This window comes from Allobosea sp., assembly GCF_035944895.1.
Lineage (GTDB): Bacteria > Pseudomonadota > Alphaproteobacteria > Rhizobiales > Beijerinckiaceae > Allobosea.
The window spans coordinates 393,421-406,597 of the sequence record NZ_DASZAT010000012.1 but is presented as its reverse complement, the minus strand read 5'-3'; the positions used below and the strand labels follow the sequence as shown (position 1 = coordinate 406,597).

Genomic DNA, 13,177 nt, shown 5'->3' with positions numbered 1-13,177 from the left:
ATGGCAGCGATCCTGGATGTCGGCGAATTCTCGCTCTCCTTCCGGACTGCAAAGGGTACGGCGCGTGTGCTCGACCGGATAAACCTCGCGGTCCGACCGGGCGAGATCGTCGGCCTCGTCGGTGAATCCGGCTGTGGCAAGACCACGATGATCCGCGCCATTCTGGGCACCTTGCCAGAGCGCGTGGCGCAGATCGAAGGCGGCCACATTCTTGTCGACGGCGTGGACATGCTCGGCGGCAAGGGAGCGCAGTCCATGCGTGGCCGGGACGTGACCTTCGTGCCGCAGGATCCGTTTGCGAGTTTCAACCCGCTCTTCCGTATCGGTACGCAGATCCGCGACTTGATGCGCTGGCGGGCGCCTGGCCCGAACGGCTCGCGTTCCGGTCGCTCACCACAGATCGTCGAAGCGGCGGTGTCCGCAATGCTCGATGCCGTGCAACTGCCCCCGGCCATCCTCGCGAAATATCCGCATGAACTTTCCGGTGGCCAGCGCCAGCGCGTGTTGATCGCGATGGCACTGCTGCCGCAGCCTCGCATCATCATCGCGGACGAACCCACAACAGCGCTCGACGTCATCCTGCAGGCCCAGATCCTCAGTCTTCTGCGGCGGCTCGCCGTCGAACGGGGGGTTTCCGTGCTCTTCGCCACCCACGACCTCGCGGCAGCCTGGGAGATATGCGATCGCGTCACGGTCATGTACGCCGGCCAGATCGTCGAGGTCGGACGGCGCGAAGTCTTTTTCAATAAGCCGCACCATCCCTATACGCGCATGCTGCTCGCCAGCCTGCCCGAGCCCGGCCGCAATCCACGAGTCATCCCGGGCGGCGTGCCGAACCCGCTCCATCCTCCTGAAGGGTGCCGGTTCAATCCCCGTTGTCCTAACGTCAGCGCGGCCTGCACTGAAATCCGGCCAAAGCTCTCCGCTGCCGGAAGCGATCATCTGGTGGCTTGCCATCATCCCGGGGCCTCCGACGTACGGATCGCCCATGCTTGAGCGCGCTTCCTCTCCGTTGCTCGAGGTCAGCCATCTTGCACGGCACTTTCCGGTGCGCGGCTTTCTGAACCGCCGCGTGGCGACGCTGAGGGCTCTGGACGACGTCTCTTTCACGATGGCCGAAGGCGAAGTCCTCGGCATCATCGGTGAAACCGGCTCTGGCAAGTCGACCCTCGGCAAGACCCTCATGGGCATTCACAGACCGACCGGGGGCGAGGTCCGGCTCGGCGGCGAGCAGATCGCCTCTCCCAGCCAGAAGAGGGCGGCGCCCGTACGAGCACGGCTGCAATATGTCTATCAGGACCCCGGAGCCTCGCTCGACCCTCGCTGGACACTGCGGCGCTCGCTGCACGAGCCTCTGGTGATCCACACGAACTGGTCGCATGCGCAGCGTGAGGCGAAGGTGCGGGAGATCGCGGCCGCGGTCGACCTGCCGCCGACGCATCTCGACCTCTACCCGCACGAGATCAGCGGCGGGCAGCTGCGGCGCGCGGGCCTGGCTCGCATCCTCGTGCTCAATCCGCAATTGATCATCCTCGACGAGCCGACTGCCGGTCTCGACGTCTCGGTGCAGGCGGCGATCCTCGCTTTGCTCCGTGAGCTCAAACGCGAATTCAACCTGACCTACATCCTCATCAGCCACGATCTTGCGGTGGTGCGTTCCTTCAGCGCCCGGGTGGCGGTGATGTATCTCGGGCGCATCGTCGAAATCGGCCCGACGGCGGAGGTCTTCGCCGCGCCGCGCCATCCCTATACGCGCTCGCTGCTTGCCGCCGTGCCGCGCATCGGCGGTCCCAGGGTAACGGAAAGCTTCCTCCTGCTGGGAGAGCCGCCGGATCCGTTGCAGCTGCCTTGGGGATGCCGCTTCCGGACACGATGCTGCCTGGCGATGCCCGAATGCGCCGGGCTGGCCGTCCAACTCGAATATGAGGCCCGGCACGGCGTCGCCTGCCCGCGATGGCGCCAATGGGATATCCGTGGCCAGGGTGCACCTCCGGGTCCCACCTCTGGACCGTTCGGGTGATGCGAGGGAGATCGCCTCGCTCGAGCCGATCATACCCCGCCCGGCAAGGGTGCTTCGCGACTGACCAGGCCCGCTTGCCGCAATTCCTGCCAGAACTCGGTCGGCACCGCTTCGCGTAGCGCAGCACCATCCTCGGCAATTCGCTTCGGCTGGCTGGCTCCTGGGATGACGGCGGCGACGGCTGGATTGGCCAGGGCGAATTGCAGGCCAGCAGCCTTCATGCTGATCCGATGACGATCGGCGATGGCCTTGATCGATGCGACTCTGTCGAGGATCTGCGGCGTGGCGGACGCATATTCGAAGTTCGGACCGCCGACGAGCGCGCCCGAACTATAGGGGCCGCCGACGACGATGCCGAGATTGCGTTCCGCTACCATCGGCATGACGCGCTGAAGCGCGCGCTCATGGTCGAGCAAGGTGTAGCGTCCCGCGAGCAGGAAGCCGTCGGGGCGTGGTCCCTGTAGCGCCAGCAGCAGTTCAATCGGTTCGACGCGGTTGACGCCAAGCCCCCAGGCCATGATCACGCCCTCGTCCCGCAGGCGATCGAGGGCGGCGAAGGCGCCTTTGCGGGCGCTTTCGAACACGGCCAGCCATTCGTCGCCATAGAAGTCCTGCGCCACATCGTGCACCCAGACGATCTCGATCCGGTCGGTCTTGAGGCGCTTCAGGCTGTCTTCGATCGAGCGCAGCGTGGCGTCGTGCGAGTAGTCGTTCACCAGCCTGTTTGGGCGGCCGTACCTGAAGACGTCGCCCTTCTCGCCGAGATCGCGCGCAGCGACGTCCTCGATCTCATCGAGGATGATGCGACCGACCTTCGTGCTGATGACGTACTCGCTCCGCGGCTTCGAGGAGAGAGCCTCGCCCATGCGCAACTCGGCCAGTCCGGCGCCATAGAAGGGCGCATTGTCGAAGTAGCGGATGCCGTCTGCCCAGGCGGCCTCGACTGTGGCCAGGGCTTCGGCCTCAGGGATATCCCGGAACATATTCCCCAGGGGCGCGGCGCCAAAACCCAGCCGCCCTGGCAGAATGCCTTTGAGAGTCATCGAGATCATCCTTTCGCGGAGGCGTTTCTGATGTGCTTCACCTTGCCGAATGGAGCGCTCGGCAATGTCGAAATGGCAAAGCCGCTCTAGCTCTTGATGAAAGCCGTGAAGGCCGCGGCAAATTCAGGGTGCCAGCGCGACAGCGCCGGCCGGTTCTCGACGATGTCGCCGGCGGCCCACAGGATGCGCTTCTCATCGAGAGCACGATCGACGTCCCAGTCCGGGCACAGGATGTAGAAGTCGCCATGCGCAATGCCGTCCATCATGAAGTCGATGGTCTGCTTTGGGGTCCACGCGCCATTGGGCTTCTCAGCCCGTCCGGCGCCGGTCATTTCGGTGAAGACGAACCCCGGAATCAGCAGATGGACGGAGACGGACGCCCCCGCCATGTTGCGCAGTCGATGCGCCAACGCTTCGGTGTAGGCCTTCACGCCAGCCTTCGAAACATTATAGGCCGAATTGCCGGGCGGCGTCGTGATGCCCTGCTTCGAGCCCGTGTTGATGATCAATCCTGGCGTGCCCCGCGCTGCCATAGCGGGGGCAAAGACCTGGCAACCGAAGATCACGCCCCAGAGATTGACTGCGATCAGGCGCTCCCACGCTTCCGGCGTGCCGAGGGCATCTGCTTTTGGCGCGATCGCCGCATTGTTCATCAGCACGTCGACGTCACCGAAGCGGGCCTCCACAGCCTGCTTCAATGATTGCAGCGCTTCGCGGTCCGAGACATCCACGGGAAAGCCCGCGAGCTCGGCCTTGCCGGCTCGGGTCCGGATCGTCTCGATGGCAGCATCGAGACGAGTCTGATCGAGGTCCACCAAGGCTACTCGCATACCGCGCTCGGCGAACTGACAGGCGGCCTCCAGGCCAATCCCCGAAGCAGCGCCCGTTACGACAGCGGTGGCGCCCGGGACAATTGCGTGGCGGTACATGGCGACTTTCCTCAATCGATTGTTCGGGCAAGGAATCCTTCGATCAACGCCGCGATAGCGAGCCCGTCGGTCTCCAGGGCGAAGTGTCCCGTCTCGAACAGATGAACCTCGGCATCGGGGACATCCTTGCGAAAGGCATGCGCGCCAGCTGGAGCGAAGAATGGATCTCCGTTCCCCCAGGTGGCCAGAATGGGCGGCTTCGACGCGCGCAAATAGTCCTGCCAACGCGGATAGAGCGCGACATTGGACTTGTAGTCGCCGAACAGATCGAGCTGCAGTTCCGGGTTCCGATCGAGGATCGCCTGCGCATGCTCGATCGCATCGGGGCTGACGAGCTCGAGCTTCTCCTGAGGCACGCCATGGAGGTACTGGAAGCGCGTGGTCTCCAGCGTGAGAAACGGGCGGAGCGCATTCCGGTTCGCGGCGGTGGGATGCTCCCAATAAGCCCGCATTGGGGTCAGCGTCTCCTCTCGCAGTCCCTCCTCATAGGCGTTGCCATTCTGAGAGATGATGGCGCGAATGCGGCTCGGGTTCGCGGCGGCCAGCCGGAAGCCGACCGGCGCACCGTAGTCGAACACCATGAGAGCGAAACGTTCCAGGGCGAGCGCGCGGACGAAGGCTTCGACGGCCTTGTAGAGATTGTCGAAGGTGTAGTCATAGACATCTCGCGCTGGAGCCTTGGTGGAACCGAAGCCAGGCAGATCGGGGGCGATGACCTTGTACTTATCGGCGAGCTGCGGGATCAGGTCGCGATACATGTGGCTCGAGGTCGGAAACCCGTGAAGCAGCAGCACGGTCGGAGCCGCCTGGTCCCCCGCCTCGCGATAGAACATCTCCACCTCGCCGAGAGCGACGGTCGTGTATCGCACCGGTCTTGCGGTCATGGTCGTGCCCTCTCTCGTCGCATCGCCGCCACCTTGAGAGCGCGAGGCCCGATGGTCGGCGCAGGACTGACGCTCGCTGGTCAGCCCGGCATGGCGCGTACGGGCCGCGCGACCGTCAGCTTCTCAAGAAGTTGAGCAGGTCCGTATTGAGCTGCTCGCGATGCGTGAAAGTCAGCCCGTGCGGAGCACCTTCGTAAATTTTCAGCACAGCGGAGGGCAGCATGCGGGCGACGACGCGCGCGGAAAGGTCGATCGGTACGATCTGGTCATCACCGCCATGGATGACCAGCGTCGGCCGGTCAAATTTCTTGACGTCGCCCCGGAAGTCTTCGGAAAAGGCGCCGACACAGTCGTAGGCGTTCTTCAGCCCGGCCGTCATGCCTTGCTGCCACCACAGATCGACCTGCCCCTGTGAGATGGTCGCACCAGGGCGATTGAACCCGTAAAATGGTCCCTTCGCGAGATTCAGATAGAATTGTGCGCGGTCGGCGATCTGCTCGGCTCGCATGCCATCGAAGACATCGATGGGCGCGCCGGCAGGGTTGGTCTCGGTTTTCAGCAGGAAAGGGGTGACCGCCGAGATCAGGACGAGCTTCGCGACATTGCTTGTGCCGTGCCGGCCGACGAAGCGGGCGACTTCTCCGCCACCGGCGGAAAAGCCGACGATGGCGGCGTTGCGCAGTCCCAAATGGCTGACAAGTTGCGCGAGATCATCGGCGTAATGATCCATGTCATTGCCGTCCCATGGCTGGCTCGAGCGGCCGTGACCGCGCCGATCATGGGCGATGACCCGATAGCCGCTATTCGCAAGGTGGAAAGCCTGGGGATCCCAGCTATCCGCGTTGAGGGGCCAGCCATGGCAGAGCACGACTGCCGGACCGTTCTTCGGTCCCCAGTCCTTGAAGTAGATCGTCACTCCGTCACGGGTCTGGAATGTCGTCATGACTGGATGCTCCGTTGGCGCGGCTCCGCGCGAGATCGCAGGAAACGCGATTGAGAAGATCGATGCGGATGAGCCGACAAGCGTGTCACGCCGCGATGGCCATGTCGGGGATGGCAGCCGGGCGACTGGAGGGCCGGGAGGCGATTCCACGTCACGCCTCCCTTCTGCGCGTGAGGGCATCGAGCAAGGCTCGCGCAGTCGCACGTGACGAAGGCGGATTTTGCCCGGTGATGAGCTGGCCGTCCTGGATCACGTGCACGCCGAAATCGACAGCTGCCAGGAAGTTGGCACCCTGCGACTTCAGTTCGTCCTCGAGCAGGTAAGGAACGACCTCGACCAGATCGACCGCCGCTTCCTCTGCGTTCGTGAAGCCCGTGACCGACCGGCCCTTCGCGACCGGCTCGCCATTCGGCGCCTTCACTCGGGTGAGAATGCCCGGCGCATGGCAGACCAGAGCGACTGGCTTGTTCGCGGCGAGCATGCCTTCGAGCAGCGCATGCACATCCCGGTCGTTCGTGAGGTCCCAGAGCGGGCCGTGACCTCCGGGGAAGAACACGCTGTCGTAGTCGGCCTGGTCGATGTCGCCGAGCCTCACAGTGCTCGCGAGCGCTCGTGTCGCGTTTGCGTCGCTTTCGAAGCGACGCGTATCCTGCGTCTGGAAGGCTGGCTCGTTGCTCTTGGGATCGAGCGGCGGCTGTCCGCCCTTCGGCGAGGCGAGCGTGATGTCGACGCCAGCCTCACGGAAGATGAAATAGGGCGCCGCCAATTCCTCGAGCCAGAAGCCGGTCTTCTTGCCCGTATCGCCCAGCTGGTCGTGCGAGGTGAGAACCATCAGGATCTTCATCTCAGTCTCTCCCGTGGTCGACTAAGTGGTCTTCAAGTCGCGCTCTGGTCAGCGCTCCGTATTCCCGAGGATGCCCATGCGGATCACGGTGACTCCGCCATCGGCGAGTTCCGGCAGGCGCGCGAACCAGGACTGGACGTGAGGGGTTCGATTATGTGCCTCGAAATCGGCCTGGCTGGCGAAAATCTCGGTGAAGATGAAATGCCCGGGGGCCTCGCGGCTCTCCTGGAGGAAGTAGAGCAGGTTGTTCGGCTCGGCGCGTACCTGCGCTACCAGAGGAAGGGTGATTGCGCGCAGCGCATCTTCCTTGCCTGGCTTGGCGCGAACCTGGGCCACGACCGCATAAGCGTCGGCAGGAATGTCGGCATAGCGCACCCCATGAGCATCTCGGGCGATCGCACCAACGGGGAGCGCGGCCCCTATCAATGCTGCCAGCATCGAGAGAAACAGGAACTTGCGGGGCATTGCTGATCTCCTCCGGTCTTGGCTTTACGGCTCGCAGGTCGCGCTCGCGCCTCGCGAGGGGAGCCGGTTGCGCGCGCCGCTGTGGAGTGGAGGCGCAGCAGCTGTGAACTCCGCCATGGCTCTGTTCAACGCGATGCAGACACCATCTTGCGCCGCGCTTCGAGCGCGGCGTCGAAAGTCCGCTTGACCGGCCCCAGCGCTTGCACGAACTCGAGCTGCTCGCCTTCCGAGCCGATGCAATAGATCAAGCGCCACCCGTCCGATTTGCCCTCGGTGATCCCGTTGGAATTGGCATCAAGCGGGGCGGCGCGCCGCTCGGCTTCTGTCGCCACGGTCACGACGCGGTTCGCGCGGACGTTCGTCATGCCGCGCCGGCCGGACTCCGCCTCGAGGTCGGCGATGAATTGGTTGAAATCGACGTCATCGCGGATGTGGAAGCAGATATGCATCATCCGCGGAAATGCCGGGCTCATGTGATCGAGCGGCTCGGCAAATGCCTGCGGCCCGCCCATAGGCTGGTGGGCATCGCGATATTGCAGGAGCTCGACCACGACATTGTCGAATTGGATGAAGCGCACGTCGAGCCGCTGCGCACCGCCGCGAAGGTCGGGAATGCCCATCGTGCGTGGGTTAACGCCGCGTGCGCGAGCTTCGATCTCCTGGCCGGTCAGCAGCGTATTGTGAATCCGTTCGCCCTGGAAATCGCCATCACGCATCACCTCGGTTCCGCCTAGCACCTCTGTGTAGAAGGTGAAGGCGCGCTCCATGTTCTGGACCGTGAGGCCGAAGTGTTGAATACCTTTCAGCCGCTGACCAATCGGCAGTTCGTTGGATTTGACTGATGCTGCCTGCGACCCCTGCGCCGCGGCCGGCGCCGCCATTCCGGTGACCGACGCCGCCAGCATCGCACCGGCGGTTTTCAGAGCATCCCGGCGATCGAGCCCCCCCGAAATCTGCCCATGGTTTTCCATCAGCCCTCTCCCTCAACTTGCCTGAGGCGCTCTCGCTACTGCCTCGCGTTGCTTTGACTATCTTGATGTCCCCAAAGCTCACTTGGCCGCCCTGATGATCAGCTCCGAGATCTTTTCAGGGAACGACAACATGGCGACGTGGCTAGACGGCACTTCGATTGACGTCGCCCGCGAGCGCTCGACCTGATCCTTCTGAAGCTGCGGCGGGATGATCGCATCCTTCACCGCCACCGCCATGAAGGTCGGCTTGTCCCGCCAGGCCGCGCGCACGACCGGCGTCGCGAGAGCTCGCGAATGAAGCCTGCCTTGCACGGCAGCCACCAGCCTCTGTTCGGCAGGGGGCAGATCCGCGGCGAAATACTTGGCGATCCCGACATCGCTGATTCTCAGGAAGCCCTCCTCATCCCGAATGTACTCCGCACGACTTTCCAGCTGCGGGTAGCGAGACGCGATGTTACTTTGAGCTTCGCCATTGTCTGGGGCGTAGGCGGCGACATAGACGAGCGATTTCACCTTCGGATCGTTGCCGGCTTCCGTAATCACGATCCCGCCATAGGAATGCCCGACCAGCACGACCGGCCCTTCGGCATCGCGGATCGCGCGCCGCGTCGTCGCCACGTCGTTTTCAAGCGATTGCAGGGCGTTCTGGACCGCAATGACCTTCAGCTCGGCTCTTTCGAGCTCGGGAATGACCTTGTGCCAGGATGATCCGTCGGCGAAGGCGCCATGTACAAGAACGACTGACTTTGCCGCCACCTGCGCCACGGCCATGACCGAGCTGGCCAAGAGCGCTGCCAAGCTGACTGCCAAGGATGCCACCTGCCGCGAGTTGCCCATTTCTGCCTCCTCAAGCTTTTGGCTGCGCCACCGGATCGATCATCTTGCGAATTCATCTCTGGGCTAGCACGCAGGACGGGATCACGGAGGTTAAACGGCGTAAAATCAGGAGGGTCAGAGCCGTTCGAAGGCATTCCATCGCGTACGGAACGGCGGTCGAGATCGAGCCTGCTGCCAGCCGTCTCTGCAAAGGCCGTTTCGGACGGTGAGCAGCTGTGCTGCGCCGCCTCCGGCTTCATGAAACACCTGCTCTCGGTGTCCACGAAACCGGGCAGCAGGCCGCACGCCAGTTTTGAATTTTACGCCTTTTAACCAGTGCCGCCGGCACATCGATGCTAGCTCTGGTCCCAGCCAATCGAGAGATAGGGGACCATGCCTCGCACGCTCGATACACTGACGCTGGCCGATGCAAAGCAGATGCTCGAAGCCGGCGAGGCCAAGGCAACTGGCCTTGGGATTCCCTACAATATTGCGGTGGTGGATGCCGGTGGCGCCCTCATCGCCTTCACACGCCAGGACGGCGCGCTCGCGGGAAGCATTGATCTCGCGATCGGCAAAGCGAAGACGGCGCGCATGTTCGACAAGACTACGGATTATCTCGCCGAGTTGGCTCAACCCGGGGCGCCGCTGTTCGGGATCGAGCGGAGCAATGGCGGCAATGTCGTGATCTTTGGCGGTGGCCTGCCGGTGAAGATCGACGACCAGATCATCGGCGCGGTCGGCACCAGCGCGGGGTCGGTCGATCAGGACATTGCCGTCGCCGAAGCGGCGGCCGCGGCCATCAGCCAGAGCACGAGCACGTAGAAGGCCATGGTCGTGGCGACGAACTGTAACGCCTGCTGAGGGAAAGCATTGTCATGTTCGAACTCACCGTCAATGGGATTAAGCACCAAGTAAATGTCGTCCCGGAGATGCCTTTGCTCTGGGTCCTGCGCGATGAACTTGGCATCACCAGCCCCAAATATGGCTGCGGCATCGCCCAGTGCGGCGCCTGTACGGTGCAGATCAACGGAGCAGCCGTCCGCTCATGCCAGGCGCGTATGGCTGATGTCGCCGGCAAGGCGATCACCACCATTGAAGCGGTCGGCAACGGCAAGCTGCACCCGGTCCAGGAAGCCTGGATCGAGCATCAGGTGCCGCAATGCGGTTACTGCCAGACCGGCCAGATCATCCAGGCGATTTCGCTCCTCAAAGCGATTCCGAAGCCGACCGACGAGGACATCAACCAGGTCATGTCGGGGAACCTCTGCCGATGCGGGACCTACGAGCGCATTCGTGTTGCGATCCATGCGGCCGCCGCGAAGATGGGAGGGAACTGACATGGGCGCGATGCCAGATCTTTCGCGGCGCAGTTTCGTTTTCGGTTCCGTCGCTGTCGCTGGCGGTGTGGCTTTCGGGCAGTACGCTCAGGCGCAGCCGGCCGCTGCTTCCGCTGCCGCGATGAATCCGCTGACGGCGGACCTTGGTCCGAACGCGGTTGCATTCAATCCCTGGGTTGAGATCAGTCCGGACAAGATCACGCTGATCGCCCAGCATGCCGACAAAGGCCAAGGCGTCGGCTCGATCCAACCCCTGATGATCGCCGAGGAGTTGGACCTAGAGCCGGGTCAGTTCGAGATTCGTTTTGCCGGACCGAGCCCCGCCTATTTCAACACCGGCTTTGCCCATGAACTCGCGCCGTTCATGGCGCCGGACCAAAGCCCCGAAGCCGAGAAGGCTCGCGCGGCCGCGCTGGAATGGCTGAGAAAGGCCGGCCTGCAGATGACCGGCGGTTCCAGCACGATTCCCGATACCTATGAGAAGCTGCGCATGGCCGGCGCGGTTGCAAGGGAAACGCTCAAGGCCGCTGCAACCAAGCGCAGCGGTATCCCGGTTGCCGATCTGCGAACCGAAGCCGGACACGTGATCTTGCCGAACGGGACGAAAATTCCCTACGTCGCCCTTTCGGCCGATGCGGCAAAGATCACGCCGGTTTCGGTCGCCAAGCTCCGCGACCCATCGCAATGGCGAATTCTCGGCAAGCCGATGGAGCGCCTCGACATCCGCTCAAAAGTTACCGGCGAGATGAAGTTCGGTATCGATCGGAGGATGGACGGCATCGTCTACGCGGCCGTCAGGCTGAATCCCAACAAGGGTCAGCCGATCAAGTCCTACGAGGCGAGCAAAGCCCAGGCGATGCCCGGGGTCCAGAAGATCCTCAAGCTATCGAACGGCATTGCAGTGATCGCGACGAACAGCTGGTACGCGATGCAGGCGGCCGAGCGTGTCGACTGCGTCTGGGAGCCGAGCAAGTATCCGGCCGAGCAGGCCGACCACTGGAAAACCGTGGCCTCGTCCTTCACTCCCCAATTCCTCGCCAAGGAATGGCGCAACGACGGCAATATCGACGCCGGATTGAAAGAAGGGACGCTCCTGGAGGCGGAGTATCGCGCCCCCTATGTCGGGCATCAGCCGCTGGAGCCGCTCAACGGCATCGGCATCGTCACCGACAAGGGAATGGAAATCTGGGTCGGACATCAAACGCCGCAATCCGTTCAGCAAATCGCGGCCGCGGCGATCGGCATGAAGCCGGAACAGGTGACCTTTCATAACGAGTGGATGGGCGGGAGCTTCGGGCATCGCCTCGAATTCGAGAATGTCAGAGTACTCGCCGAGATCGCGAACCAGATGCGCGGCACACCGGTGAAACTCATCTTCTCGCGGGAAGAGGATTTCCTGCAGGACATTCCCCGACAGATCGCGATGGGCAGGTATCGGGGAAGCGTCAAGGACGGAAAGATCATTGCGGCCGATGTGCAGGTGGCTGCAAATGCGCCTTTCAAGGAGCTCCTTGCACGGATGGGGTCGCCCTCGAAGGACCCCGATGGTCAGTTGGGCGTCGGAATCTGGAATGTTTACTACGACATTCCCAATTACCGAGCGACAAGCTTCGAAGTGCAAGGATTGTCACCGTGCACGACCTGGCGGGCCGTAGGTGCGTCCGCCAATGGATTCTTCACCGAAAGCTTCATCGACGAGTTGATTCACGCCGCGGGGCTCGACCCGCTGAAGGCGCGCATCGAGATGTGCAGGATTCCGATCTACCGGAAACTCCTGGAAACCGTTGGCGAGATGGCGGACTGGAAGGGCCCCCTGGGAAAGGGAAAAGGCCGTGGCGTCGCGTTCGTCGAGGCGTTTGGAACGGCCGTCGCCGAGATCGTCGAAGTGACGATGACCGACGCCGGCATCAAGATCGACAAGGTCTGGGTGGCGGCCGATGTCGGCAAGGTTGTGGATCCCGTCAACTTCGAGAATCTCGTCCAGGGTGGCGTCGTCTGGGGCCTTGGCCACGCCATGAACTGCGAACTCACCTATGCCAAGGGGGCCGTGCAGCAGACGAACTACAACCATCACGAAGCCATGCGCATGCATCAATGCCCGGCGATCGAGGTGCGCGGCCTGGAGAACGATTACACGGTCAGGGGCATCGGGGAGCCACCCGTACCACCTGCGGCGCCAGCACTGGCCAATGCCATCTTCGCCGCGACGGGCAAACGCATCCGAGAAATGCCTTTCAACAAGTTCATCGATTTCGTGTGAGGGCGGCCATGAGAAGGACAACCCTGATCGCGCTCACCTTTGCTAGCTCATCAATCGTCGCCCTGACGGGTTTTGTCCTGGCCAAGGAGGAGTCGAAGGACGCCTTGCCGCCGGGCAGCGTCAGCCGTGCCGATGGGCTGCAGGCCTGGACAAGAATTGAGGCCGTGGTGACGCACCCGCGCTGCGCCAATTGCCATGTCGATGCGAAGGCCGTGCCGATCTGGACGCCGGCCGGTGAAAGCAAATCCCGCGTACACGGCATGAACATCCACGGCGGAAAAAGCCGCATCGGAGCGGAAACGGTTCCGTGCTCGACCTGCCATGTCACCTCGACATTGCCCAATCCCCCCGCACCGGCGCCCTTGCAGGCCGGCATCGACTGGCAGCTCGCACCGGTCGAATTCATCTGGTTCGGCAAGAGTGGCGCTGAGATCTGTGCCCAGCTCAAGGATCCCAAGCGGAATGGCGGCCGCAACGCAGTCGGCCTCCTTGAGCATTTGAGGCACGACGCAGCGCTCAGCGGATTCATCCCCAGGGCGTGGGAGCCCGGCGCCGGCCGCGCGACACCGCCGGGGACCTTCGAGGATCACGTCAAGGACATGGCTCGGTGGGGAGCGGCCGGGCAGCCCTGTCCAGGCTGAGGCGCGCAGGTCCGATCGCCG

Annotated in this window: 14 protein-coding genes; 6 read left to right on the top strand and 8 right to left on the bottom strand. The window is 63.3% G+C overall.

From position 1 onward, the window contains the following. Entirely contained in the window at positions 1-996 is a 996-nt protein-coding gene (locus tag VGV58_RS24065) for an ABC transporter ATP-binding protein (protein WP_326876579.1), read from the top strand. Beyond that, positions 989-2,020, top strand: coding sequence for an ABC transporter ATP-binding protein (locus VGV58_RS24060; RefSeq protein ID WP_326876578.1), 1,032 nt, complete (start codon positions 989-991; stop codon positions 2,018-2,020). The genes VGV58_RS24065 and VGV58_RS24060 overlap by 8 nt, the downstream gene beginning before the upstream one ends. A 29-nt stretch (positions 2,021-2,049) precedes the next feature. Here VGV58_RS24060 and VGV58_RS24055 read toward each other — a convergent pair whose 3' ends face one another. The 8 genes from VGV58_RS24055 to VGV58_RS24020 all read right to left on the bottom strand — a co-directional run bounded on the left by VGV58_RS24055 (position 2,050) and on the right by VGV58_RS24020 (position 8,936). Continuing rightward, on the bottom strand, positions 2,050-3,063 hold the full coding sequence (locus tag VGV58_RS24055) for an aldo/keto reductase (protein ID WP_326876577.1): 1,014 nt from the start codon (positions 3,061-3,063) through the stop codon (positions 2,050-2,052). A gap of 86 nt (positions 3,064-3,149) precedes the next feature. Further along, positions 3,150-3,992, bottom strand: coding sequence for an SDR family NAD(P)-dependent oxidoreductase (locus tag VGV58_RS24050; RefSeq protein ID WP_326876576.1), 843 nt, complete (start codon positions 3,990-3,992; stop codon positions 3,150-3,152). 11 nt (positions 3,993-4,003) lie between these two features. Continuing rightward, positions 4,004-4,876, bottom strand: coding sequence for an alpha/beta fold hydrolase (locus VGV58_RS24045; protein WP_326876575.1), 873 nt, complete (start codon positions 4,874-4,876; stop codon positions 4,004-4,006). A gap of 115 nt (positions 4,877-4,991) precedes the next feature. Further along, a complete protein-coding gene (locus VGV58_RS24040) occupies positions 4,992-5,819 on the bottom strand; it encodes an alpha/beta fold hydrolase (protein ID WP_326876574.1) in 828 nt (275 codons plus the stop codon). Positions 5,820-5,970: 151 nt separating this feature from the next. Continuing rightward, positions 5,971-6,663 carry a type 1 glutamine amidotransferase domain-containing protein gene (locus VGV58_RS24035; RefSeq protein WP_326876573.1) on the bottom strand — a complete coding sequence of 231 codons (693 nt, stop codon included), beginning with the start codon at positions 6,661-6,663 and terminating at the stop codon, positions 5,971-5,973. A 48-nt stretch (positions 6,664-6,711) separates the two neighbouring features. Then, positions 6,712-7,128, bottom strand: a complete 417-nt coding sequence (locus VGV58_RS24030) for a putative quinol monooxygenase (RefSeq protein WP_326876572.1) — start codon at positions 7,126-7,128, stop codon at positions 6,712-6,714. 125 nt (positions 7,129-7,253) lie between these two features. Beyond that, a complete protein-coding gene (locus VGV58_RS24025; RefSeq protein WP_326876571.1) occupies positions 7,254-8,099 on the bottom strand; it encodes a VOC family protein in 846 nt (281 codons plus the stop codon). A gap of 78 nt (positions 8,100-8,177) precedes the next feature. After that, complete coding sequence (locus VGV58_RS24020; protein ID WP_326876570.1) at positions 8,178-8,936, bottom strand: alpha/beta fold hydrolase; 759 nt, start codon at positions 8,934-8,936, stop codon at positions 8,178-8,180. Between the two features lie 372 nt (positions 8,937-9,308). Between VGV58_RS24020 and VGV58_RS24015 the strand changes: the two genes are divergently transcribed. Genes VGV58_RS24015 through VGV58_RS24000 form a run of 4 tightly spaced genes read left to right on the top strand, consistent with a single transcriptional unit; the run spans position 9,309 to position 13,156 of the window. Next, entirely contained in the window at positions 9,309-9,740 is a 432-nt protein-coding gene (locus tag VGV58_RS24015; RefSeq protein ID WP_326876569.1) for a GlcG/HbpS family heme-binding protein, read from the top strand. Positions 9,741-9,793: 53 nt separating this feature from the next. Next, positions 9,794-10,255, top strand: coding sequence for a (2Fe-2S)-binding protein (locus VGV58_RS24010; RefSeq protein WP_326876568.1), 462 nt, complete (start codon positions 9,794-9,796; stop codon positions 10,253-10,255). A gap of 1 nt (position 10,256) precedes the next feature. Then, the gene (locus VGV58_RS24005) at positions 10,257-12,515 is read left to right on the top strand and encodes a xanthine dehydrogenase family protein molybdopterin-binding subunit (RefSeq protein WP_326876567.1); all 2,259 of its coding nucleotides are present in this window, start codon (positions 10,257-10,259) and stop codon (positions 12,513-12,515) included. Further along, positions 12,512-13,156: a hypothetical protein gene (locus VGV58_RS24000; RefSeq protein WP_326876566.1), complete on the top strand. Its 645-nt coding sequence runs from the start codon at positions 12,512-12,514 to the stop codon at positions 13,154-13,156. Before VGV58_RS24005 ends, VGV58_RS24000 begins: the two co-directional genes overlap by 4 nt. Positions 13,157-13,177: the final 21 nt, after the last annotated feature.